Origin of the sequence: Xylanibacter rarus (assembly GCF_001275135.1) — a bacterium.
In the GTDB taxonomy this organism is placed as follows: domain Bacteria; phylum Bacteroidota; class Bacteroidia; order Bacteroidales; family Bacteroidaceae; genus Prevotella; species Prevotella rara.
On record NZ_LFQU01000011.1, the window covers coordinates 36,599 to 61,904 of the forward strand.

Consider the following 25,306-nt stretch of genomic DNA (forward strand, 5'->3'; position numbering starts at 1 on the left):
TGGGTTATTGTCTGCCGTTTCGATGGGATAAATCACCCCGGGCAATATCCCATGCTGCAAATATTATATGTATGGCGTCTGGAAATGTTTTTATCTTATTACATATTTCTTGCCGCCCTTGATGTATATGCCTTTTGTGAGGCCTTTAAGGCTGCCGTCGGTGCGCACTAAGCGTCCGTCAATGGTATATATGTCGTTGTCGTTCTTTGCTTCATCAGAATTTATTGTCTGCTTGATTCCTGATGCAACACCTTCTTCGACAGTTACATTTGCTATCTGTAAATAAGACATACCATTTACAGGATACGGGCTTACGAGGTGTATACCTATACAGCGCGCTCCGTCTGTTCCTGCCGGAACGTTAAACTCATACTCAGAGTAAATCCAGTTGTCGCCTGATTCATTCAACTGCGGCTTGAACGTAAATTCATCAAACATAGCATGTTCTGTGTAAACGTTGTTGCTGCCCAAAGTGAACTGCAGTTTCTCTTCGGCTGTGCAGCGTATCTTCACTCTGATCTTGTAGCTCTTTGCGGCATTAAACTCGAGCGGAGGACTTATCAGCCATTCGTCGGCGTCATTTCCGTAGTTTTCGATACCGGGGTTAACAATGTATTCAGCGCATGGTGTAGTATCGTCAAACTGCAGCGGACCCCATTCAGATGTATATGTCCAGCTGTATGCGTCTTTATTGGCATCGTAAGCCATCCACTGATTTTCAAAATATGTCATGTTTGAAAAGTCTTGTGACATCGGCAGAGTCATTGCCTTGCCGAGTACATAGGCTTCGGGCATGTTTGCAGCTGTCTCACCATATTCGTTGCATGCATAGATGACGTATGTGTAGCGTCCGATACGTGTCATCTGGTCGTCTGTGAACGTGGTTTCTTTCAGGTTTTCAACAACAGTCTTGTTGTCCGGCTGGCGCACAATCTTATATGTCAGTCCGTCTGGAGAGAAATATCCTCCGTTAAAGCCTTGTGTAGGTGCGTCCCATGACAGCTTGGCTGAAGCACATCCTTCGCCTACGACGAATTTCATGTTAGATACCTGTCCAGGCATGTCGTTGCCTACAAATACCGTTGCGCGGGCCTTGCCGCCGTTGCCGGCCTTGTTTACAGCGTAAATAACGTATGCGTAGTCGCCGTCAGCATCAATACTGGTGTCGTCATAAGACGTTGCATTAGCTTCCAGAGTTGCAATCTTTTCTCCGTTACGCTCTATCACATAACCTGTAACGGCATCAGCCAATGTCTCGCCGCCGAAAGAAGTTGTAGGAGCTTTCCATGTCATGTGTGCTGTCCTTGCACCTTTCTCTCCTGGTGTAACTGTGAATTCTGCAGGTTCAGCAGGAGCGTTGTCTCCGCCTTCAGCAAACGGGATGTAGAGAGCCATGAATGATGAGTTGATGCCAATCTGTCCGAGATTCTTCATTGTTACATTTTCAGATGTCAGGTCGATGCACAGCATATATGTCTGTATACCCTGATCATAATCATATGAGCATGCTGCCCAATACAGAAGACCAGTAGAATGGTCGAATTCCATTGTCTGATTCTGTGACAATCCTCCGAAACCTGTCTGCAATATTCTTGTTACCGAACCGTCATTTTTGTTCACCTTATACAGCACGCCGTCATTGGCGCCTACGCCATATAATGTTCCGTCCATGTCGGCAGCAATTACGCCAAGAGTTTTTTGCAGCGTTGTAACCTTTGTAAGCATACCGTCTTTAAGGTTGACGCTATACAGGGCCGATTCTCCCTGATAGAAACCTATTGCGTACATTGTCTTAGAACTGTAGTCATAGGTCATGTCCTGTGTCTTGAAGTTAGTGCCTTGTGCGGCAAGTCCTTCCGAACCCAGCACGGTGTAACGGCCCGTCGTTATATTGTATGATATGAAGTCGCCGTTCTGAGGACCCATAAATGAGTCGTAGACATATTCGTATGCATAGAAGACGTCGTCTACGGCAGCTCCCGAATAGATGCTCTTCATGTTTCCATAAGGATATATTACGTCAGCTTTTGAAAGATCATTGAGGTTTAATGAACAAAAGCCGTAAGCACCTGCCAGAGCTCCGTTGTAGTTAAAGTATCCATACATTTTCCTGTTTACGGTTGATGCTGAGCCGCTGTCTGCAGCATACGCAGATGTGTTGGCGCAAATAATAGCCAAAACTGCAAGCATGGAGAATAAAATTTTCTTCATAATGGTACTTTTTAAATGTTAATAATTAGGGTCTTGCTAAAATAACTTTTTTAATTAACTCACCGCATTTTACAATGTACATGCCACATCCAGGAGTGCATGTTATATGCCTCTGGGCTGATTTCTGTATAATGCGGCCGTCAGCTGAGAGTATGAGTACATCAGACTTTTGCGGATTGTCAATATTTATTGTTCCGCCTGTTGCGCTGATGCGTGCCAGTTCTTGTCCTGCTTCGTGTGATTCAATGCCTGTTGCATCGCTCTTGAAGTCGAAAGTGATCACACCGTTGTTTTCTCTTATGTTTGTTATCGGACAGTTTACGGCGTCAGATGTAGTATGCCATTTTGCAGAAGGCATTGACGTATCAGTAAACTGTGTGTTGTTGCTTGTTCCGGGGAACGGGTCGCCGGCCTCGGTGCCGTCAGAGGCATGCCCGTCTGCAGGGATAAGAGAAACATGCTCATAGCCTGACGATGAGGTGTTGACACGGTTGGTATTCCAAAGAGAAGGAACATAATGTATTTGCGAAATAATCAGTCCGTGACCGTCGAGAGCCTTGTCCCAGCCTGTCTGCTGGCGGTTCTCCAAGGTGAAGTATTCATTGTTGTCTGTTCCGCATACAATGAAGTATGCCTCGTTTGATTCAGACAACGGGTTTAGTGTCAGGTCCTTGGCAGGTTCGCTAAGCACTACAGGTTCGAGCCAGCCTACAGTATATTTGTCCATTGCTGTGTATCCGGCAGGAGTCTTGCTGTCGTCATTATAGAGTCCGTTGCACATCACGTCCCATGTAAGCATGCCTTGCATTCCTGAATATGCAGCGTCGTATATGTCAGGCAGTCCGAGGATGTGGCTGAACTCATGGCAGAATGTGCCGATACCGTCGAGAGTTGTTCCTTCATGGCCTCTCAGCTCACATGAACATGCTGCCTGTCCTAAATACAGTCCGTCGTACATGTTCCAGCTTTCGTAAGTCAGGTCTACGGCCTGTGGCCATACGGTCTCTTCGCTGCCGCCCTGCGACTGTCCGTAGCCGGCATACACCACGAAGATAAAATCAACATATCCGTCGCCGTTGTAGTCGTATTTAGAAAAGTCGACGTCTGTGTTTGCGTCTGCCATGCTGCATGCATCTATCATCAGTTCTGCTGCTCTCTCGTCATAGCCGTAATATGCCATTTCGTGAGGAAGGTCAACAGGGCCGACAATGTCAAATGTAGGAACAAATTTTCCGGCAGACTGCGCGGTGAAATAGCTCTTTATGCTTCCTGAAGCATACGGGCCTGAATAGTCTTCATCGTTTGCCATGCTGTTATATATGTCATGGATGTTGTCAGTAGAAAACTTCTGGTCCTTAAACTGGGCTAAGATTATAAGTCCGCGGATATTGCCTATTGTAGGGAATACAGGCTCTATGACGCTTGGCGAGCTTTGACTTTTTACTCTTTGTGCCTTAGAGGCTATCTCCTGGCGCTTGTCCCTATAGGCTATGGCAAGCTTTTGCTTGATAGCCTGCTGGTCTAATGTTTTTATAAACTGGAGTTCTTTAGCGTTGCGGCTTGTTGCGTTGTGTGCCACCATTCCTGTCGGCATCACCTTGTTGTCAACAATTTCTGCATATCTAAGACTTCCGTTTGCATCGGGTAGAAGGATGAATCCGTCTTCACTTACATAATGGTGCATGTATTCGTCACCATTCAAATACACTGTTACCTTAGTTCCGTCTGCCTGGGTGTATGATATCTTGTTTGGCCAGGCAGGAGCAGCGTATGTGCCGTTTAAACAAATCAGGCAAGCTGCAATGGTAATAAAAACGTTAAGGATTCTCATAATATTGTAGGTGTTAAGTTTATCAGAATAATAGATTTATTAAATTTTTACGTCTGCTAAATTATATTTTTTATTACAGATTATACAAATAAAAGCATCCAAATTCTTCACATTTCACGAAATATTAAAAAAAAACTTGCATTTTACGATTTTGTCTATATTTTTCTCTTATATTTTGTTTAAATTTGCAATGGAAGACGGTTAATAGCCTGTCGATTAAAATTTATTAATAGCCTAATACGATATGTTTAAACACATTATTTTCATAATATTTCTATTTGTATGTCCTGTATGTCATTCTTATGCGTCGATGCCTGCAAACACAAAATCAGGCATGACAAAAATAATAGCCGACGGCTTGTATAAGGATGGCAATTATCCTTTGGCCATTACATATTATATAAAAGGTATGGAAATAGCTGAAAAGGAAGACGACAAGCGCACATACATGGCATGCATAGGTAATATTGCCAATATTTATGAAGCTTTTGGCGATTATGAGGCAAACCTCTTCTATCTGCTGAAAGGATACAAAATGTCGAAAAAGCTTAATGACGAAGAGCTGATAGGCAAATACCTTACTAATATAGTGCCTGCATATTGTCATCTGGGGAATATTAAAAAGGCAAAGGAATATTATGATATAGCCAAGAAGATGCAGGTAAGCAAGAACGCAACACAATGGGAGTATTTCCTAATATATAATTCTGCCCGAATAAAGCAGGCTGAACGTAAGTATGACGAAGCTGTGAAGGATCATCTAAGGGCTGCCGCATACGCAGAGAAAAATGAGCTGGACGACATCTTTATATTATATCAGGAGTCTGAGATAGGAAATATTCTCGTCAAAAAGCATGATTACGGCAATGCCATAAAGTATGGAGCTAAATGCCGGGATATGTCTGTTGAAATGGATAATGCCGAGATGGAAATCAATGCGTACAAGATTCTTTACGAGGCGTATGCCGGAAATGGCGATAGCGATTCTGCCAGAAAATACAGAGTGTTGTATCTTGAGACTTATGACTCGGTGTTTAGTGCAAAGGGCATGAACCAGGCAAGGGGAAAGCTGCAGGAGTATGAGTCGCGTAAAAGTACGGAGGAGATAAGTTCGCTGACCTCGATAATCAACATTTACACTTTGGCTGTTATCTTGATTTCTATTTTGTTGATAATCACGATTGTGCTGGCAGTGGTGGTTATACGCAAGAACCGTAATTTAAGAAATGCACAGCGCCTGCTTATCAACAAGAACAACGACTTGATAAAATCAGACAGAAGCAAGGTGGCTATTGTGCCGTCTTACAATGAAGGCGATGAGGCCGGCGACGACGAGTTTGACGGAAATGCCGGTGGGGTTGACATGACGCAGGAACAGGCAGACGCACTTCTTGCGAAAATTAATGAGATTATAAATACGCCCGAAATAATTTCTGATCCTGACCTCAGTCTGAAGATTATAGCCGACATGGCAAAGTCGAACACAAAGTATGTTTCGTTTGTCATCAACAAGACATACAATAAAAACTTCAGAACATACATTAACGAGAAACGTATAATGGAGGCATGCAGAATGCTTTCGGATAATGAGCATTATGGCAATATGACCATTCAGGCTATTTATGAGGAGGTGGGATATACCAATGCGACAAGCTTTAACCGCACATTTAAGAAAATTAACGGCATGACTCCAGCCATGTATAAAAAGCTGGCGGCTAAAGAGAAGTAAATATACGGAAGCTACAAGAAGGTAAATTTTTTATGTCATGTGCATGGCCTGACGATATTCTTGCATGTGAATGATGCGTTGGCTGTATGGCAAGGCTTATTTTATGTAGGCTTAACAGGTGATGCGATTTGTAAAGTCATAGTCTACGGACTGGCTTACGGTTGCGGAGCATATTTATTTCTCATAAAAAAACAATTAGTTTTTGATGAAAAACTCGGCCGTTTTCGCTTCAAAAGTGGCCGAGTTACGACATGAAAACAATAGGTTAATGATTTGAAACTAATACGCATTGTTTTGCTTATTGTTTTTGTTGAGTAATCGTCAGATATGAACGTTTATTAATAATAAGTGTATGTTTTGCTTTCGATTTTTCTGGGTTGTAAAATAAATTTATTTGATATTCAGCTTGAATATTAAGATGTTGTTGTGCCGGATATCACGTTTATGGCATTTTAGCGTAGTCTTGTTTTTGTCAGTGATGCATTTTTTAGGATAAAACTTTAAAACAACATGAAATGTCTCAGTGGGATAAGCTGTTGTGCGGCTTATATATTTTATATATAAAATCAGGTTTTTCTTTGCATTTTTAAATTTATATTTTTACTTTTGCCAATAATTAGTATGTTCAAAAGAGAATAATAATCTAATCTATGATCACATTTGTTTTAAGTTTGGTTGCCCTTGTGGTGGGCTATTTCATTTATGGACGCATCGTAGAGCGTGTGTTTGCTCCCGACGACCGTCCTACACCGGCTGTAAGTATGGCCGACGGCGTAGACTATGTAGTATTGCCGGGATGGAAAATCTTTATGATTCAGTTTCTTAACATTGCCGGCACAGGACCTATTTTCGGTGCCATCATGGGTGCCAAGTTTGGCCCTTCGGCCTATCTGTGGATAGTTTTCGGCTGTATCTTTGCTGGTGCGGTTCACGATTATCTCAGCGGAATGTTGTCGCAGCGTCATGGCGGTGCTGGTCTGCCGGAGCTTGTAGGCTGTTATCTCGGCAAGTCAACCAAGAAGGTCATGCTGGTGTTCTCTGTTTTTATGCTTATAATGGTCGGTGCCGTGTTTGTATATAGTCCGGCATTGATATTAGGTACAATATGCGGCGACTCAGTTACATGGGTTTATGTATGGTGTCTGATAATTTTTGCATATTATTTTCTTGCCACGATGCTTCCTGTTGATAAGATTATCGGCAAGATTTATCCGCTTTTTGCCATTGCCATGCTGTTTATGGCTGTTGCGCTCATGGTGGTGCTGTTTGTCAAATGGCCGCAGCTGCCAGAGCTTACCGACGGACTTGGCAATCTGTCGCCTAAATCGGGCCCGATATTCCCATGTCTTTTTATAACCATTGCCTGTGGTGCCATCAGCGGCTTCCATGCCACTCAGAGTCCGCTTATGGCACGTTGTATGGCGAATGAGAAACAGGGACGTCCGCTGTTTTACGGTGCGATGATAACCGAGGGCATCGTTGCGCTTATATGGGCAACAATATCTTCTTATTTCTTTTATGGCGGAGCCGCACAGGAGCTTGGCGTTCCTCTTACGCTTCAGGCACCTGAGGTGGTAACCACCGTGTCTTCGGGATGGCTCGGCATGTTTGGCGGTGCATTGGCTATACTTGGCGTTGTGGCTGCTCCTATAACGAGCGGCGACACGGCATTGCGCAGTGCCAGACTGATTATTGCGGAGTTTCTTAACTTTGAGCAGCACACCATACGCCACCGCATTTATATATGCATACCTCTGTTCTTGGTCACGCTGGGCTTCTTGTGGTTTAACATTGCCGATGAAGACGGCTTCAACGTTATATGGGGATGGTTCGGATGGGCCAATCAGACGCTTGCCGTGTTTACGCTTTGGGCGCTTACGGTGTATCTTGCGCGTAAGTCAAAGCCGTATATCATAACGCTTATCCCGGCTATGTTTATGACGGCCGTGTGTGTGGCATTCCTTCTTGTTTCTAAAAATTCGTTTGCACTCAGCAATGTTGCCGGCTATATAGCTGCCGTCATAGTGCTGCTGCTGTCGGGAGTGCTGTTTGCGTTCTGGCACAAGAAATATTGCCGGATAAGCACAGACAACGATTAATTTTTTGTGATAATATGTCGTAAGCCCGCGTCCGGGCTACAGGCCATGACCTCATTGAGCAGGTCATGGCTTTTTATTTATGATGAAAAGCACAAACCGACGGACTGATATCGATTATCTGTCCGCCGGTTTGTGCTTAAGTTTATTGAATTGTGCTTTGAAGAGAGTATGTCGTTATAAAACGTATTATCCGAAAAAGCCTACAACGTATTTTGTTATAAAGTATCCGCCACCTACGAGCCATACGTAAAGCATGCCGGCAAGGAGGAACGGCTTGGCTCCGGCCTGTTTAAACTTCTGTATGTTTGTGTCTGTTCCGAGAGCAGTCATTGCCATGGTCAGCAGGAAGGTGTCGATGTATTCAATGACGCCGTTCAGCGGTATGTCCTTAACTGTCGGTGCATCGAAAAGATACTGCAGGAGGGAGTTTACACAGATTATGCCGATGAAGCCGAAGGCAAACCAGGGTATTGTGATTTTGCTCTTTTCCTTATGTCCGTCGGCTGTGGCCTTCTTGCGTCCGGCAAGCGCGAAGCTCATTATGACGAGCACCGGGGCAAGCATCATTACGCGTATCATCTTTGTGATAGTTGCAGTGCCGGCTATGCCCAGGCTGTCTGTCGGGTCCATGGCGTTGCCGGCTCCGGCTACGTGTGCCACTTCGTGCAGCGTGCTTCCAGTGTAGATTGCAACGGCTGTGTCGCTCAGGCCTGAAAGTATTCCGGAACGATACATGATGGGGTAGAGGAACATTGATATTGTTCCGAAGATAACCACAGTTGATACGGCAATGGCTGTCTTGTGGCTTTCACATTTCACTACGGGCTCGGCTCCGAGCACGGCTGCTGCACCGCATATGGCGCTTCCTGTAGAGGTCATTAGCGTAGTGTCGCGGTCGAGCTTGAGCATGCGGCCAAACCACAGACCAAGAAATATTGTTCCTGTAACGATTATGGCATCCACGATTATTGCCGGCACTCCTACTGCCGCAACCTGTGTCAGCGTAAGGCGGAAACCATAGAGCACGATACCCGTGCGGAGAAGTTGCTTCGTGCAGAACTTAATACCCGGCACCCAAGTTTCGGGCAGTTTGTTGCGAAGGCTGTTGGCATAGAGCATACCAAGGATGATTCCGATGATGAGCGGACTGAGCGAGAGCTGCTTCATGATGGGCAGGTCTGCCAGATAGAATGCTGCAAACGAAAATAATGCAATCAGCAAGATTCCGTGAAGGGTGTTTGCCCTGTTTCCTTTTTCAAACATGATAGATTACCTTTGTTAATAATATTTATTTTATTCTCTTTTTCTCCTTGCCTGGCAGACCTTCGTGTCTTGTTGTCGGGCTGCCTTTAAGTTTACTGCTGCAAAGGTAATTAATTTTTTGTTATGTAGTATATCTTAATTTTTTATACTCTATAACCTGAAGTTATTATGCTGCGGCGTGTAAAGTCTTTGAACTTTTCGGTAAGCGGCGAATCCTTGCCGGCAGAGGCCACAAAGCAGAAGTGGCGGCTGAAGTTGAGACCAGCAATGTCGATGACTCTGAACACGCCTCTGGCCAGTTCTTCCCTCACGGAGAACACCGACACTATGCCCATGCTGCGGCTGTGGCGCAGAAAGGCCTTGATGGCTTCGGTGCTGCCGAGGCGTATGCGTATGTTAAGTTCCTGGGGCCTTATTCCGTGCTTTTCCAGTTCGGTCTCTATCACCTCGAGTGTTCCTGAGCCTTGCTCGCGTATGACGAGCGGTTGGCGGCACAGCTCCTGCGGAGTGATTTCTTCGGGCATCGACTCGTTGCCAGATTGCTTTATTATGGCCACGAGTTCGTCTTCAAGAAACGGCTCATACTGTAGGCCGGCTGAATGTGTGATGCCTTCCACCATGCCAAGGTCGATGTCGTGGTTGAGCAGTGCGTTCTCTATGTCGCGCGAGTTGCCGTTGGTGAGCGACACCTCTATCTGCGGAAATCTTTCGGTAAATTCTGCCAGTATCTGCGGCAGCACATACTGCGCCACAGTGGTGCTTGCGCCTATGCTTATGTGTCCGCTGCTGCGCTCGTTGAGCAGGTTCATGTCGTATTCCATGCGGTTATACTCGTCGAGTATGCGGCTGCAGTGTTCAAGCATGAGCCGTCCGGCATCGGTGAGCATTATCTTTCCGCCTGTGCGGTCGAAGAGTCTTACGGAGTATTGCCGTTCCAGTTCGTTGATGTGTTTGGTTATTGCAGGTTGGCTTACGAACAGCTCTTTAGCCGCACGTGTGAAACTGAGGTTCTTGGCCACGCTGTAGAATGCTTTTAGTCTGAAATCTGACATATTACCGTTATTTGTTTCTTAACCTGACAAAAATACAACTAAAAAACGAGAACGGAAAGCAAGGCGTGATAAAAGTGGTTGTCTGGAAAAGAAAATATTCTGAGATTTATATTTTGCGGCGTAAGCATGAATGCACAAAATAGATAAAGCTATTGCAGCCTAATGGTGATTTTGATAGAAACAGAAATGGCTGTCCAAAGATTCATTTATGGACAGCCATTTCTGTTCTTATCTGATATGCCGCAAGCGGCATCAGCTTTTTTATTCTGCTTATCAGTTGTTCTTGCTGACGAATATGGCGTTCTTTATTTCAATTGTTTCGCCGTATGTCAGGTGAGCGCCGATAACAGTAATCTCGTCTCCAACCTTGAGGCCGCTGTTGGCAACAAAATCGTAACGGTTGTCGCCAGTTGCACCATAGCCGGGATACAGACCATAGAGATAAACCTCGTTTGTACCGTCAGAGATATAGACATTGCCGTAATGGTCGTTGGCTATCTTTGTGATTGTACCGGTTATCATATAGTTTGTGTCGCTGTCAGGAAGACCCATGAAGTCGGCAATAGAGATGGTGGTTGTAGGATTCAGTTCTGTAACGTCGCCGCCTACCAGTTCTACTGTGCCTTTATATGTGTCGTGTGTGCCTACAACGGTTACGATGTCGCCGTTCTTAACGCCTTTGGCTGCAGCATTGGTGCTCTTGTAAACCAAGGTAGAGCCGCTCCAGTCGGTCAGCGTGAAACTTCCGTTTTCCTGAACGTCTGTTGCCACACCCTTAAGGCGATATTGTGCATCACCGTCGGCAGCAGCGTTGAAGTCAGCTACAGATACGTCCTGTATGCCGCCTTGCTGTGTGATTGTAGTCAGTGTGGTGTATGTCTTACCGTCTGCCACAGTAGCAAGTGTCAGCTCTGTTGAACGTATGCCTCCTTCGTTGGGTGCAGCCTTGAAGGTCAGTTCTGCAGATGTGCCGTTCTGCTTTATTGAAGCGATAGACAGCCATTCCTTGGCATCCTCTGGAATGTCTACTGACACGCCTGAGCCTTTTGTGGTTACATATGCTGTAATGGTGCCGCCATCTTTAGAAATGGCGTCTGCAGAAAGAGAGTCAACCTTGATAAGGCTCTTGTTGATGTCAACAACAGTAACGTTTACCAGCTCTACAGTTCCGTTGTAAGTAAGCTTCGGACCCTGAACTGTGATTTCGTCGCCTACCTCGATGCCAAGGCTGAGGAAGTTCTTCTCAGCGCCTGACGCGTCGAGAGTTCCGTAGATGTAAATCTCACCTGTGCCGTCGTTCAGATAGAGGTTTCCATAGGTGGTGTTGGCGATAGCTGTCACCGTACCTGTTACCTGATAAGTCTTGTTGTCAGGTCCGGCAATAACCTCGGCGCAAGTGGCGTTTGTGATGCTTACTTCACCCTGTACGACGTTGAGATGCTGCACCTTGCCGTTGCATGTTATTGTCATGGCGTCAGAGCTGCGGCCGCCTGTGTAAGGTTCTGCAGAGAATACGAGCTGTGTTTCACCGGCCTTGCCTACTGAGTCAGAATGCTCGTTAAATTTAAGCCAATTGGGCTTGTTCTCAAGTATCCAGTCGCCTTTGGCTTTTACAATGATGGTGTCGTTACCACCTTCCTCGGGGATGGATATGTATGATTTTGACACCTGAATGTCGTCAAGCAGAGTGATGTCATCGTCGTTTGAGCAGCTTGTGAACAAAGCCACAACACTCAGCAGAAGCAGGGAAAATATATTTTTTAGTTTCATAATTATACTTCCGTTTTAAAAATTAGTTGAATGTGTACTTGATGCCGATAGACATATACCAGCATTGACCGATTGCATGGTTTGCTGTCCATGTCTTTGTTGATCCGTTGATAGATGACGGAGTAGAGAACACAGCATAGCCGTCAGCGTCGGCTCCTTCATATTTCAGGATCTTTGCTTCTGTGCCGATAGCCGGGTTGAGAGTCTTGGCCACACCCCATGAAGAGTTGAAGAGGTTGCAGACGTTCTTGATGTCGAAGCTCAGGGTCAGCATGTGTTTGCATGCGCCAGTGTTGAACACGAAGTCGTGCTTGTAGCTGAAGTCGAAGCGGTGAACCCATGGAGAGTAAACGCTGTAAGCCTCTGCATATTCGCCCTGATGATTCTTCAGGTAGCTGTTGTTGTGTACATAAGCCATGAAGCGGTCGCGGTCGTCAGCTGTCTTGAAGCGGAACTGGTTCTTCTCAACCTGCTCGTCGGTCGGGATGAATATCGGGTCGTAAGCCTGTCCGTCGCCGTTCATATCGTTCTGCAGCATGTATGTGTAGTTGTAAGAGCCGCGCCATCCCTCATAGATGAGGCTGAAGTGGTTGTGGCTGTTGTCGTGAGCCGTGATCTGTGCTATCACGCGGTCTGGCTCAACATACTGTGAGTTGTGCAGCTTGATGTTGTTAGGACCTTCTACTGAAGGCAGATATGCTATTGTAGAAGAAGCGTTAGATCCGGGCATACCTGTAAGCTCCTTAGAGCAGGTGTGTGTATAGGCAGCCATGATGTCGATGTTCTTTGTAGGAGATGCGTATGCTGACAAGCTTGCGCTCCATCCGTAGCCCTTGTGTGTGTTAGACAGCACATAAGCAGGCACAACATCTTTGTTGTATCCGGTAGGGAATATCGGGCGGTTGTCAACACCGTTGAAGCGTGCAAATCCGCCTACATCTGGAATTGACCAGTCTTGCATTGTAACGCCATATATTGTCTTGTTGAAGATACCTTCGGCTGTGATTGTAAGAGGGAAGCCTACTGGTACAACATAGTCAATAGCCAAAGACGTCTTCCATACCTCAGGCATCTTGAAGTCGGGGTCTACGGCTGATATCTGTGAAGGCAGAGTACCGTCCTCAGGTCTGATTGTCTTAGGATAGCCCAGTTCGAAGAGTTTGTTCTGCAGGGCGTCGATAGTGGGATAGCCGTTCTCGTTTGTAACAAGTCCTCCGGCAAATTCTTCCATTGTGAATCCTTTCTTTGCAGCGTTTGCGGCATTGATGATTGCCTGATACTGCACCATACCTGAGTTGGTAGGCATGTTGGTGAAGAATACCAGCGGCAGACGGCCCTGGAATATACCTGAACCTCCACGCAACTTGAGGGTCTTGTCGCCGAGGATATCCCATACGAAGCCTACACGCGGAGCTACAGTAAGGTTAGAGCTCGGCCATTTGCCTGTGTCAATGTGGCGTCCGTCGTAGTCGAGGTCGTAGATGGCCTTGTTTGTCATAAGGTCAGCGTTGCTGAAGAACATGTCGTCAAAGCGCAAGCCGTAAGTAAGCTTGAAGCGTGGATTGATAGACCACTCGTCCTGCAGATAGATACCGAGAGTGTTGAAGCTGACTTTCGCAGCCGGATCGCTCTTGCCGTCATAGCCGTAGGTCAGGTTTACAATCTCAGGAGCAGCTCCGTTGAGGAAGTCGTCGAGTGAGTAGTAGCGGTAATATCCTGTACCGTTACGCATATAAGAGTTGAGCGCCATTTGGTGTTCAAACTTAGCTCCAAGCATAATCTTGTGGTTGCCGGCATAGTAGGTAACATCGTCCTTGATGTTCCAGATGTTATTACGCACAGCGTTGTTGTGTGTGAACAGCTCCTTACCGAGTGAAATGTAGGCAGTGTTAGTGCCTGTGCCGTCCATGATGTCTATGAAGGGGAAGTCAGCCGAATTGGTGAAACGCACATCATCGAGCTTTGAGTAAGTAACCAAGAACTGGTTAGAGAGGTTCTCGGTGAAGCGGCTGTTAAGGTCGAGAGAGAAAGAGTGAACAAGATTGTCAAGAGCATACATAGAGTTGGCGTAGCTCATTGACATCTGTGAGAAGCGGCCGTAAGCCGAGCGCGTACCTCCGTCCATTGAAGATGCGTTGGTGGGGTTCCAGTTGCGGTTCTTCGTATAGTTGTAACGGAATGACAGATGGTGCATGTTGGTGATGTTCCAGTCGAGACGTGCCAACAGCTTGTAGTTGTTTTCGTCGGCAGGGAAGTTTGTCCATGAGCCAGTGTCGTAGCCGTATTTGTCTTTTACAAAGTTAGACACCTTCTCAAGGTCGGCCAATGTCGTACGTGAGATGTAGTTGTCTGCGTCGGCCACGCCGTCCACAGAACCGCGCCAACGGTTAACCACTGTAGGAGTCTTGCTCATTTCTCCGCTGACGAAGAAGAACAGCTTGTTCTTGATGATCGGACCGCCGAGAGTGAAACCGTAAGTTGTCTTCTGGTCTTTCTCGCGTGCACCGCTTATCTGCTCGCGCTCAATGGCATCACCGCGCATATTCTCGTTCTGATGATATATGTAGGCAGTACCCTTGAAGGTGTTCGTACCTGACTTGGTTATGGCGTTCACGCCACCGCCTATGAAGTTAGTCTGACGTACGTCGTAGGGTGATATCACAACCTGCATTTCTTCGATGGCATCGATAGATATAGGGTTGCCGCCGCCGGGCAGACCGTCGCTCAGACCGAAGTTGTTGTTGAAGTTGGCACCGTCCACGGTGAAGTTGGCTGTACGGCCGTCAGTACCGGCAAAGCTCATTCCGTTGCCGCCGTAGGGAGACAGACGTGTGAAGTCGGTGATTGAGCGGCTTACTGTAGGCATGTTCTCCAGCTGTCTCAGGTTGATGTTGGTAGAGGCACCTGTTCTTTCTGCAGTAAATTTTGTAGCCTTGGCCGAAACCACTACTTCGCCCAGTTCATTGGCGTCTTCAGCGAGCTTTACGTTCAGGCTGTATGACTCTGCCAACTGCAGCGTCACATCTTTTGTAACGCTCGTTGTGTAGCCTATGTAGCTCACTTTGACGGTGTAGGGGCCGCCCACGCGCATACCGTTGATAGAGTAGCGGCCGCTTTCGTTCACCACGGTGTTATAGGTGGTTCCCGACGGCTCGTGCACTGCTGTTACGGTGGCGCCGATAGCCTTGTCGCCTCCGGCCGTAACCATACCGTTGATTCCTGACGTTGTCATCTGGGCCAGCATGGCGGTCGCAGAGAACAACATCAACACGAATAGAATTTCTAGACGTTTTCTCATACTGTTATTGTTTATGATTAAAAATAAAATTTTAATAATCTGACTTAATTTTTCTTTTCTAAGGCGCCTCTGTTACGTCAGAATGCGCCTTACAACTATTCCACATGCAAAATTAATTAAAAAATAGATATATTATGTTACAAGGCGATTAAAGTTGACCTTAAACCCTTAATTTTTTTATATAAACGCCCTTTTTGGCTATTTTGGACGTTAATTTTAATAAAATTTGTTTACTTTAATGCGTCGGCTGTGCATGTGGTGATATGCAAGGTAAGTTAAATTTCAATTGTTCACAGGGTAGCATGTTGTTTAATTCGACAAAAATATTGGTGTCTGCAGATGTTTTATTTTTTTGGGAGGCGTACTGTCTCTAATTTTTTCTTTGGCACGTTCGCCTGTGTCTGTAAAAAACAGATGACAATCTGCTAGATATGGAATGGCTGTTTTGCTGTATTCAAACGCTGCTTTAATTAATAATATGCGTGCTTTGTCTTGCCACTAAAACAAATTCATCCTTGCCGTCAGCATAACGGAGCGGCCGCGCAAGTTGTATTCGGAATAAAATTCAGACATGGCAATGTTGTAAGAATAGACATACTTGTGTGTGTTGAGCAGATTGTTGCATTCAAGAGAATATTTCACTCGTTTATGATTCAGGTTAATTTTTAAGTTAAGCAACGCAAATGATTTGTTGCCCATTGCCAAGTTGTTGTAATAGTGGTTAAGTCCGGCGTCAATGCTTATGTTCATCGGCATGCTGAGGCTGAGCAGCAAGCTGTTGTTCATTGTGCGTATTGCCGGCATTGAATATCCGTCTGTCGTGCTTCCTTTAGACAGAAACATACTGCTGCCGGCATCGACAGACATGAAGTTGAACGGCTCTGCCTTTATTCCGGCTGTGAATACTGCCGCCTCAGAGTCATATCTCGTTATCTGCTCCTGGCGCAATACGGGCATGTGTCCTTTGCTGTATTGGGCAGTCAGTTTTATGCTTATGTTTTTCCAACTTATGTTTTTGCCTGCCGAAAGCATTACGGCAAATTCTTCACCACGGCTTGATGTGGTGCGGGCATACATGTGAGATAATATTCCGTTGAACGTTTCACCATATATCACTTTTGGACTTCTGCACGAATAAGAGGCATTGAGCGTTATGAATATCATGTTGAACGGATCTTTAAAGTCGATGTCAATGTCTGCTGCCTGCCATGTCATGCGTGGCATATAAGCCTCGTAAGATGCTATTTGACGATAGTTGGTGAGGATATATCCTCCGTAAAGAGTTGACAATGAAGGGTATCTGTGGTCGGCTGTATAGTGGCCGCTTATTGTCAGGTTTGACAGCGCTTTCCATCTGACATAAGCTGTGAACGAAACGTTGAAGTCGTTGCGGCTGATGCTGTTCTGCTGTATTTTCTGGTTGAGGCTCAGCATTTCGTACATCAGCGGAACGTTTATTCCTGCGTTAAGACTGCCGTCGTAATAGTCTAGCATTGCAGTTATTCCCGTTTTAAGGTGCGACAGATAAGTGTCATTAGCAAAATCGGTTACTCTCGTCGAGGCTGCTCCTGTTGTGTTCAGTACGCTTTCCATGCCGCTGTGGTTATAGTTGAGCGTGGCTTTGGGCGATATTCTGAAGTTTCCTATTTTAATTGCAGACAACATTTCAGCTGAGTTTTCAGTCATGAATCTGCGGCTCTTTACGTCTTGTCTCATCCCCGTATAATTTCCGTTGCCGAAGATTGAGTCATACATGCAAGGTATAACCGTCAGCGCCTGCGGCTTTTCTTCATAGGTGACGAGCGAGTTTACGGCCACGCCTTTATAGTCGTCTTTCTTTATTATCATGCTCAGGCGGTTTTGCATGCTTATGTTGCGTGTCCACAGACTTTGACTTATGGGTGCTTCACTGTTGTCGGTATAGCCTTTGCCGCTGTTCCAGTGAGCTGTCATACCGGCCGTTTCGCTGAGATATAGTTTCTCTTTGTTTATCTTATATTCAAAGTCGCCTTCAGCCCTGTTTTCTGTAGCAGCATCGGCCAATTGTTCCGATATCACGGTGTTGCTCCCGTCGGGAAGCAAATATGTAGTCTTGTCATAACTGTTTCTGTGTTCATGGTCGTTGGAGTAAACAATGTTAAGCCGAGTTTCGTGGTCATCGTCGTTTTTCCATACGGAATTAATGCTTGCTGCGTGCGACTGATTAAAATAATAGTTGTGCTTGTCTATACCAGGCGGAGTAGGGCGCACAATGTCGGTAAACTGTTCAGCTTCGCCACTGTTGTTGCATGATGCAAGTTCTGCCGACACGTCAGTGCCGTCGTTGGCCGTCTTATATGTTGCTATGTGCTGTCTCTTTTTTGAAAAATAAGTCATTACGGCTTCTTCGTGCCACATCATGCCATTGTCGTCGGCACCGACGCCGAGCAGTGCTTCCATATTTAACGTGCCGGCTGCCTCAGGTTTCAGTTTCAGGTTTATAGCTGCCTCGTCTGGAATAACGAGTTTTTTCAGGGCTTTCACTCCCTGATGGTTCTCCATCACCTGAACCGTTGCCACCATTTGCGCCGCAAGATTGTTGGTGGCAATGCTGTAACGTCCGGCAAGAGCGTCTATGCCGTTGATGTAAAGGTGGCTTATATTCTTGCCCTGATAATAAATATGTCCGTTGTCGTCAACCTGAATGCCGGGCATACGCCTTAGCACATCGCCTATTGATATGTCGTTCTTGCCGATAAAGGCGTCGACCGAATAGTTGAGCGTGTCGCCAAGCTGCCAGATTTTACCCGATTTCACCACTACTTCTTGTAGCTCTATCGACTCTTTTTCTGTCTTATAGTTATGTGTTGCCGATATGTTCTTTACGGTTTCGCTTATTTTCTTTATGTTGAAGCCGTACACCATGAGCCTTATTTCATTCTCGTTGCTGTCAAACTGCAGTTTATAGCGTCCGTCGCTTTCCGTAAACGTGTATGCAATGACGCTTGTCGTGTCTTTTTCCGACAGCGCCATTACTGTTATGTCCGACAGCGGTGTGCCTTTGCCGTCGGTAATCTTGCCTGTGAATATGGTCTGCGCGAAGGCTACACTATAGGCAGACATTAATATCAAGAGCAGTATGGTGTAACGTTTCATCAGCGATTTTCCCTTTTTCGTTTTGTTATGACTCATTATTCAAGCTCAATCGGGTTGTAGGGCTCAGGAGGATAGTCGCCTGATGTAACCATGTGTACGGTTTTTCTGTCGTCGCTGACAAACAGTTCTTTTGGACCGCCCACGCCCAGTGCGCCTCCCGGGTCTTTATAAATCTTCTTTATCAGAGCCATAATCTTCTCTCTTGTCATCACCTTTTCTTTCATGTTGTGGGCTTTATAAGTTGTTATCATGTCGCCGGGCCGTCCTTTCTCCAGTCCTACGCATGTCCAGATGTAGTCATTGTCGTCTGAACTTATTTGCATGATGAGTCCTGGCAGGCCGGCAAACTTATACGGACCGCTATATATGGGAATGCCTGGTGTGTACCATGCCGTGTATTTACGTCCGCGGAACGTGCACGATGCCTTTTTGCACTGATAGCCAATTATTGTTTTGCTCCCATTTTCCAGTTTCCATTCAATTTTTGGAGCAGCCTCATTGTAGCATAGGTTTGTATAGTTATAATACATCCTGCGCCTTACGTTAAGGTTTTTTGTTTTCGTATTGGTGAGTATTTCTTCCGGCAGCACGTCGTTTTCGTCAAGTTTCGAAGGATAGTTCTCGTCTTTTTCGTATGCTATCGTGCGCAGAGAGTCGTTAATATGCAGCAGTCTGCTGTAGCAGTAAGTGTAGTTGTAGCCGATATCGAGCCTCTGTAGGTCTTTGCATACGGATGCACGGTCGGCAGTGTCTTTTACGAATTTCACGTCATAGTAAACCTTTATCCTGCATGAATCGATGTTCTTAATGTCTTTTTTGCTGATGCTGAACGGACGGCTTATGCCCGATGAACGTCTGGCTTTGCGTATGTTGTTTTTAACGCTTTTAGCAAACTGCGGATTGTCTTTTATGTCTTGTGCGCAGGATGCGGCACACATAAAAAGTGACAGGCTAATGATGATAACGATGTTTTTCATAATTTCGCGTTTATATGTGATATGACATGCAGTTGCAAATTTAGCCTTTTTCAATATTTGTATATCATTATTACAGTGTGCATTTTGTGTGCATAATTATATTATGCGGCATAATTCTGCGGTGTAAATGCCTTACAGTGAGCTGATTATCTCGTCCCAGTCAGCCGGACTGCCCTTGCGGTTAAATGCTTTGTAGTAGAGTCTTCTTCTGACAGAAGATATTGATTCCTTGCTGTGGTTGGTAAGATGTGATATGTTTACGGGGGAGATATTTATCTTAATAAGCAGACACACTCTATATTCAAAACTGCTCATTCTGTTGTAAATGTTATGAAGTTTCTCTGTGTAGTTCTCGTAAACAGAGTTTACCACATTGTCAAGTTCGTCCCATTCCGTTTCTGACAGGTTTTCGTTCTTTTCCGGGTATGCAGAAATTTTCTTTTGTATGGTTTTGTATATTTCTGACGAATTTATTTTTCTTATTTTATCATCGGTCGGTTTCGCCTTGTTTTCCTTAATTCCGCTGTTAATTATTTTCAGTTTCTCGATTTTAAGATTTATTATTTCAAATCTTTTTCTGTATAGCATAATTGTCGATATCAGGATTGTAGCCAGCAGTATGCTTGTAATAACGAAGATGGTTGTCTTTGATTTTTCCTGTTGGTTTTTCAATTTAAGTTCTTTGTTTTGCTCATCCCTTATGCTGTTGTCATAAAGAGCGAGATATTTTGCCACGGCGTCAGATGCGTTTAGTTTTCTTATTGAGTCGGATATGTTCATGTACAGCTCAAAGTATCTGTATGCCTCTTTGTTCTTGCCGCTCTTTATGCAGTGTCTTGTCAGTCCGTCGTATGCTCCTTGTCTTCCGTAAATATTTCCGTATTTGAGCAGTTTCTTATAGCACATCAATGCAGAGTCTTCCTTTCCGGTTATTCTATATAATTCAGAATATATTGAAAGGGCCGGACTTATCTCTATGGAATCTCTGTAAGGATCTGACTCTTTAAGAAGTTTAAGTGCCTTGTCTGCGTCTTTTAATTCATATAAATATAAGGAAGCCATTTGGTCTTTTATAGACGAAGCGTAGCTTTTGTCGTCAAGTGTTGATGCCAGCCTTTTTGCAATATTGAAATATTCCAATGCCTTATACGGATTTTCCAAATTCCGGTAGGTGTCGGCTATGTCACGCAGGCTTAACACCATGTTGCATGTGTCATTGTTTATCTTGTCGGTTTTATATGCATTGATAAATTTTATAAGCGACCTTTTATGAAATTCCTGATATCTCAGAGTGTATCCGGCTTGTGCGTAAATGTTTGCCAACAGCTTTGTGTCCTTTGAATATTTTTTAGCAGCTGCTTCAGCCATATTGAAATATTTTACAGCTTGTGTGGCATCATGGAGTTTCCTGTATATTCTTCCTGCATAATAGTATGCCTTGGGCAGAAGTCTCTTGTCGCCTTTATTTTCATAATATTCTACGAGCCTTGTTATCGTAGAGTCTGATGTGTGCGGTATGTATGCCTTGTCCTGAGCCTTGATTTTCAGCAGTTCATAATAGTTTCTTGATGCCTTGGTAGCGTTTTTCATGTATGGCCCGATGCTGTCGAGCATGTTCAGTGCCCGTTCGGCGTCGTTGTCTGCAACGCTGTCAATGTTTGTCAGCTGCTTAATCTGTATGTCGTTTTGTTGGCATGAGCAGAAGTACAATGCCGTAACGACGGCAGCAATAATCCGCAATAATTTCATGATGTCTGTTTCTTTATTTGTGATAAATGCAAAGATATAAAAAGGCGAGAGCAATGGCAAACAAAAAACTGATGTTTTTTGATTTTGCATTGCCGAGCCGCATCATATCTTACTTAAAGTTATGAAAAATTTGACAGACTGCTGCTACAGAAAGTTATATTTTATATAAAAACGTGTGTCCGGTCTATACTGGTTGATTATGATTATGGTACACTTTTGGTGTATCCTTTTATAAAATAATTTCTTGAGATGTAATTTTAAATCAGCATGCCTTTTTTACTACTTTGATGCTTATTTCGTACAACAAATACAATGGCAGAGTAACCAATATCAGACTTAGGATGTCTTGCCCGGGTGTGATTATTGCGGCAATTGTAAGAATTATAATAAATGCGTGTTTACGGTATTTTGAAAGTATTGTTGCGTTTATTATTCCCATTTTACCAAGGACAAAGGATATTACGGGCAACTGGAACACAACACCCATGAGTAAAGTCATGGTTATGAATGTAGAAACATAACTGTCAAGGGTTATTGTGCTTTCTATTCTGTTTGAGACACTGTAAGTTCCAAGAAATCTGAACGAAATAGGGAACAGCATGTAGTAGCTTATCAGAATTCCGATGATGAAAAGAAAATATACTGCGCAAATTACTTTTGCCGAGTATTTTCTCTCATTCTCGAATAATGCAGGTGAAACAAAATGGAACAGCTCGTACAGAATGTATGGGGATGAAATCAATAGACCTAAATATATGGATGTGGAAAGATGTGTCATGAATTGGCTTGACAAATCTGTCGCTATCAGCTTAACGTGAAATTCGTCAAAATGGAAATTATGCAGCCCTAACATGTGCATAATATGTTCGGTAAATGTGTAAGAAACAAAATTCCATTCACTTGGCGCAAGCAGAATGTTCCAAGTTGTATCTTTAAAGCAAAATACAATTATTGCAAACAGACTGCTTACTCCGAGTATTCTAAAAATCATTTGGCGCAACACCTCAAGATGTCCGCCAAAAGTCATCATTCCATTATTTTCGCTATTTTTCATTATTTACTTTGTTGCCTTTTTCTGTATTATGATCTTCAACAGTGGCATTTTCAGCAGATTCTTTTTTCGTATCTTCCTCTATGGATGTATTAATGTCGTTAACTCCTTTTTTAAATTCTCTTACGCCTTGTCCTAAGCCCTTCATCATTTCGGGCAGTTTTTTGCCTCCGAAAAGCAGCAGGGCGATGGCTCCTATGAGTAGGAGTTCAGTTGTGCCTATAAACAAAAATAGTGATGTCATTGCTGTACTAAATAAATTTCACATGTTTCGAAGTTTATCTCCCAGTTGCCGCCTTCAGCGCTTTCCCATTGATATTTGTCGCTCATGCGGTCCCACCATGCCTGAAATTTGGTGCCGGTCTCGCCGAGATCCTTTACCAGTTTCTCATACAGCTCGTTGTTGTCGGCCGTCAGAATCTTAGCCAGTTCGTTAAGGCCGTTTCTACGTTCAAACAAAGTTTGAATCTCGTTTTTTTCTTCGACAGTTACCTGTCCTATTACTTTCTTTACCATTCTTTTTTACGTCAAAGGGGTCTAAATAATCTATTTTGTCAATCTCTTTACGGTCGGGTAAGAACGTTCCGTGCTTTCTTATTGCAATAAGAAGTTCGCGCGATGCATTGCGTTCAAGATGAGCCACAACACACTGTTCGTGCGACGGCGTGTTCACCTCAAGCGTGGTCTTGCGGTTGAGCCATATGCAGCGGCGGCACTGATAGGCGTCGCATATGCGGCACAGCGGTGCATGGTCGAGCCTGTATAGCTGGCTGTTCTTTATGTCAAGTCCGTCTTTCAGATTTCCAATAGCATATCCGCCGGGCTGCTGATAGAATGCAGGGCATACGTAGAAGTTGCCGTCTGGCGCAAGTGTTATTGTCGTGTCGCCCGCACCGCAGTTGTTCATCTTGTCGAGCATCATGCGGTCTGTAAGTATGTTGAGCTGCGGTGAATGTCCTTCAGCATACATCTTTTCAACGCCTGCAGCCAGCTGTTTCAGCATGTCCTTGTATTTGTCAAAGTCGTCGTCGGTGAATGTTTCCACGTCTGTCAGCGTTATGTTCAGCCTGTCGGCATTCTGAAGCAGCTTTACTATTATGTCGTGTCCGCCGAACAGCCCTGCCTTGTCGGTGCGCAGCACGTATGCCGCTCCGTTTCTCACGTCAGTTCTGCCTGCCTCTTCCATGCCGTCAATCACAATCATGTCGGCACCTTTCTGCCGGCTTGCCGGCTTTATCTTGCTGTGGTCTACCGATTCTATTATTTTATCATATTCTTCTGGCAGATCATAGTCGGGATAAACAAACTGTATGTTCAGATTCTCTTTCATTCCGTATAATATGCCGGCTTTTAGAGTGTCTGCAGGCATGAGCCTGCGTTCTTTGTGCCCATTGCTGTAGTGGCAGAACGACACAGACGTGTCGTCGAGCAGGATAACAAGATATTGTATCATGGCTTTAGCAAGTTTTTGGGTTCAACTTCGGTTTTTTCTCCTCGTATTCCTTGCGTGCGTTTTCAAGTTCCAACTTGCGGAACAGCTTGTTCCAATAATAGTTGTTGGCCCTTACGCGCGCTTTGTGCATCAGGCATATAGCCGTTGAGCGCTGGTATATAGTTGGTGTGTCGGCGGCGTCGTAGTTTTCGCCCTGACACCATGCGCAGCCTTCGGCCATCTCGCAGTCGATACACTTTTGCGGGCTTTGCGTGCAGCGGTCGAGTGTAAGAAACGGGCGCAGCCTGTTCTTGTCTATTCCGTCATGAATGTTGCCTATTATCCATGCTTTCTTGTCGCGCAGAGAATATTGTGCGAATCGCGTACACGGATAGAAGTTGCCTTCGGCATCTACGGCAAGCATGCGTCCAGCGCCGCACCAGTTCTGGTTCTGTGTAACGCAGTCGAGCGGTTTGCCCAAATGTTCAGAGAAGAACGAACATGCGTAATCGCGGTAGTATCCCCCGTCTATTATTGCGTCGGCGAGCTGCATCAGCTGGTCTTCAAACATCAGGTCGTCGTTTTTCTTCCATACGTCTTCAAACACGCAGTTGATGTTCACCTCGTGAATGCCTAGTCCGTAAAGATGCAGCACGCTCTCCTTGATGTAAGGTATGTCGGCACTGCTTATAGTAACCTTTGTTCCGGCATTGGGAAATTGCTTGAGCCACAGCGGAATATTGCGCACCACATCGGCATAGGAGCCTCGTCCGTCGCCTTTATATACGCGGTTGAGGTCGTGTTTGCGCTCTGTGCCGTCAATGGTAATTCCTATTGACAGATGGTTGTGGTTCTTCTCAATGAAACGCTGCACTTTGTCCGTGTGATAGTTTATTCCGTTTGTTGAGAATGAAAAGCGGTAAGAGTTAAACCAGTGATGGTTTCTGCGGAACATCTCGGTTTTAAGATAGTCGCATATTTTGTCTATCAAGTCAATTTCGAGGAAAGGTTCTCCGCCTATAAAGTCCCACACAACGCTTTCCTCTTTCATATCATTCTCATGGTCGAGGATATAGTCTATTGCTTGTTTTGCCACCTCCCAGGGCATACGCTCTTTCGAGTTTTTCCCTACGAGGTAGCAATATTTGCAGGCAAGCTGGCAGTCTTTGGTGACAATAAATGTGATGGACTTTGCCATTCCTGATTGCCATCCTTTGTCATTTTCTTTTATAGTCATATTAATTCAAATATTTTAAATTGTATGGTAGCAAATGTGTCTCAAGCATGTGTTTTGTTATCGATAATTTCATTTTGAACCATTTACGCATGAAGATTGACAATTAGTACTGCAAGCGTAACTGCAATCATGGTAACAACGATTATAACATGTTTGTGCACATCCTGAACAATTTGATCTAGAGTTTAAATATTTACAACTTCCTCCACATGAGTCATTACAAGACCCATAACAATGATTGTCGCATGTTGCAGCACAATTATAATCACATCTTGTTTTACAACTATTTGAACATGTAGAACTGCAACTTGAGCAAGAACTACTTGTGGAATTGCTAGCACAATTAGAACTACATCCTCCACCGCAAGTATTAGGACCTAAATTCCCTTCTGTAACTGGACGTATTGAATATTTTTGATTGGCTATGTTATCATAGCTTATCCCTTTTGGCATGGAAGAGAAAAAATAAGCA

16 protein-coding genes are annotated in these 25,306 nt (G+C 44.7%); 2 read left to right on the forward strand and 14 right to left on the reverse strand.

The features are described 5' to 3' along the window. Positions 1-90 precede the first annotated feature (90 nt). Together ACU52_RS07035 and ACU52_RS07040 are read right to left on the reverse strand one after the other, a co-directional pair. Positions 91-2,211 carry a choice-of-anchor J domain-containing protein gene (locus tag ACU52_RS07035; protein WP_147630805.1) on the reverse strand — a complete coding sequence of 707 codons (2,121 nt, stop codon included), beginning with the start codon at positions 2,209-2,211 and terminating at the stop codon, positions 91-93. 25 nt (positions 2,212-2,236) lie between these two features. Next, entirely contained in the window at positions 2,237-4,042 is a 1,806-nt protein-coding gene (locus ACU52_RS07040) for a M6 family metalloprotease domain-containing protein (RefSeq protein WP_053398273.1), read from the reverse strand. A gap of 334 nt (positions 4,043-4,376) precedes the next feature. Between ACU52_RS07040 and ACU52_RS07045 the strand changes: the two genes are divergently transcribed. Beyond that, positions 4,377-5,771, forward strand: coding sequence for an AraC family transcriptional regulator (locus tag ACU52_RS07045; protein WP_162207754.1), 1,395 nt, complete (start codon positions 4,377-4,379; stop codon positions 5,769-5,771). A 650-nt stretch (positions 5,772-6,421) separates the two neighbouring features. Next, positions 6,422-7,870, forward strand: coding sequence for a carbon starvation CstA family protein (locus tag ACU52_RS07050; protein ID WP_021854680.1), 1,449 nt, complete (start codon positions 6,422-6,424; stop codon positions 7,868-7,870). Positions 7,871-8,056: 186 nt separating this feature from the next. Here the strand turns inward: ACU52_RS07050 and ACU52_RS07055 are convergent, their stop codons facing one another. The 12 genes from ACU52_RS07055 to ACU52_RS07110 form a co-directional block, all read right to left on the reverse strand. After that, on the reverse strand, positions 8,057-9,133 hold the full coding sequence (locus ACU52_RS07055) for a YeiH family protein (RefSeq protein WP_053398275.1): 1,077 nt from the start codon (positions 9,131-9,133) through the stop codon (positions 8,057-8,059). Between the two features lie 143 nt (positions 9,134-9,276). Next, complete coding sequence (locus ACU52_RS07060) at positions 9,277-10,185, reverse strand: LysR substrate-binding domain-containing protein (RefSeq protein WP_021854682.1); 909 nt, start codon at positions 10,183-10,185, stop codon at positions 9,277-9,279. A gap of 273 nt (positions 10,186-10,458) precedes the next feature. Continuing rightward, on the reverse strand, positions 10,459-11,955 hold the full coding sequence (locus tag ACU52_RS07065) for a BACON domain-containing protein (protein ID WP_053398276.1): 1,497 nt from the start codon (positions 11,953-11,955) through the stop codon (positions 10,459-10,461). Positions 11,956-11,977: 22 nt separating this feature from the next. After that, positions 11,978-15,253, reverse strand: a complete 3,276-nt coding sequence (locus ACU52_RS07070; protein WP_053398277.1) for a TonB-dependent receptor — start codon at positions 15,251-15,253, stop codon at positions 11,978-11,980. Positions 15,254-15,751: 498 nt separating this feature from the next. Further along, on the reverse strand, positions 15,752-18,388 hold the full coding sequence (locus ACU52_RS07075; protein WP_147630806.1) for a carboxypeptidase-like regulatory domain-containing protein: 2,637 nt from the start codon (positions 18,386-18,388) through the stop codon (positions 15,752-15,754). Positions 18,389-18,423: 35 nt separating this feature from the next. Further along, positions 18,424-19,365, reverse strand: coding sequence for a GLPGLI family protein (locus ACU52_RS07080; protein WP_053398279.1), 942 nt, complete (start codon positions 19,363-19,365; stop codon positions 18,424-18,426). Between the two features lie 132 nt (positions 19,366-19,497). Continuing rightward, the gene (locus tag ACU52_RS07085) at positions 19,498-21,114 is read right to left on the reverse strand and encodes a tetratricopeptide repeat protein (protein WP_147630807.1); all 1,617 of its coding nucleotides are present in this window, start codon (positions 21,112-21,114) and stop codon (positions 19,498-19,500) included. A 262-nt stretch (positions 21,115-21,376) separates the two neighbouring features. After that, positions 21,377-22,168: a twin-arginine translocase subunit TatC gene (tatC, locus tag ACU52_RS07090; RefSeq protein WP_053398281.1), complete on the reverse strand. Its 792-nt coding sequence runs from the start codon at positions 22,166-22,168 to the stop codon at positions 21,377-21,379. Then, positions 22,158-22,409: a Sec-independent protein translocase subunit TatA/TatB gene (locus tag ACU52_RS07095; RefSeq protein WP_021964870.1), complete on the reverse strand. Its 252-nt coding sequence runs from the start codon at positions 22,407-22,409 to the stop codon at positions 22,158-22,160. Before ACU52_RS07095 ends, tatC begins: the two co-directional genes overlap by 11 nt. After that, the gene (locus tag ACU52_RS07100; protein WP_239684894.1) at positions 22,406-22,624 is read right to left on the reverse strand and encodes a CXXX repeat peptide modification system protein; all 219 of its coding nucleotides are present in this window, start codon (positions 22,622-22,624) and stop codon (positions 22,406-22,408) included. The genes ACU52_RS07095 and ACU52_RS07100 overlap by 4 nt, the downstream gene beginning before the upstream one ends. After that, on the reverse strand, positions 22,617-23,618 hold the full coding sequence (locus ACU52_RS07105; protein ID WP_053398283.1) for a CXXX repeat peptide maturase: 1,002 nt from the start codon (positions 23,616-23,618) through the stop codon (positions 22,617-22,619). Before ACU52_RS07105 ends, ACU52_RS07100 begins: the two co-directional genes overlap by 8 nt. Before the next feature lie 4 nt (positions 23,619-23,622). Then, the gene (locus ACU52_RS07110; protein WP_053398284.1) at positions 23,623-24,834 is read right to left on the reverse strand and encodes a radical SAM peptide maturase, CXXX-repeat target family; all 1,212 of its coding nucleotides are present in this window, start codon (positions 24,832-24,834) and stop codon (positions 23,623-23,625) included. Positions 24,835-25,306: the final 472 nt, after the last annotated feature.